Source organism: Paraburkholderia sp. SIMBA_027 (genome assembly GCF_046535315.1).
Classification (GTDB): Bacteria; Pseudomonadota; Gammaproteobacteria; order Burkholderiales; family Burkholderiaceae; genus Paraburkholderia; species Paraburkholderia tropica.
Genome location: NZ_JAWRWY010000238.1, coordinates 1 through 337 on the forward strand (window position 1 = coordinate 1; position 337 = coordinate 337).

Sequence of the window (337 nt, forward strand, 5' to 3'; positions counted from 1 at the left end):
GGTCTGGATGCGCCACGACACGACAGCGTGCCGCCGCATCCGTGACTTCCATCAACGCCCGTGGCTGCCCGTACGCAGCACCGCCTCCACCGTCGACCCCCCCGGCGGCACGATCACGACCGGCACGCGGCGTGCGAGCGCGCACATCAGCTCGTAGCCGATCGTGCCACTGGCTTCCGCGACATCGTCCACCTTCACCTGATCGCCCCACAGCTCGACGCTCGACCCAATGCCTGCGTTCGGGCACGGCGTCAGGTCGACGGTCAGCATGTCCATCGACACGCGGCCGACGACGCGCGTCATCACGCCGTCCACCGCGATCGGCGTGCCGGTCGGC

The 337-nt window shown here is 70.0% G+C and carries 1 protein-coding gene; it reads right to left on the minus strand.

Annotated features, from left to right (window positions below):
- Positions 1-51: 51 nt before the first annotated feature.
- Positions 52-337 (minus strand): alanine racemase C-terminal domain-containing protein (locus SB764_RS38930; protein ID WP_410866601.1); only part of this gene is annotated, 286 nt, incomplete at its 5' end.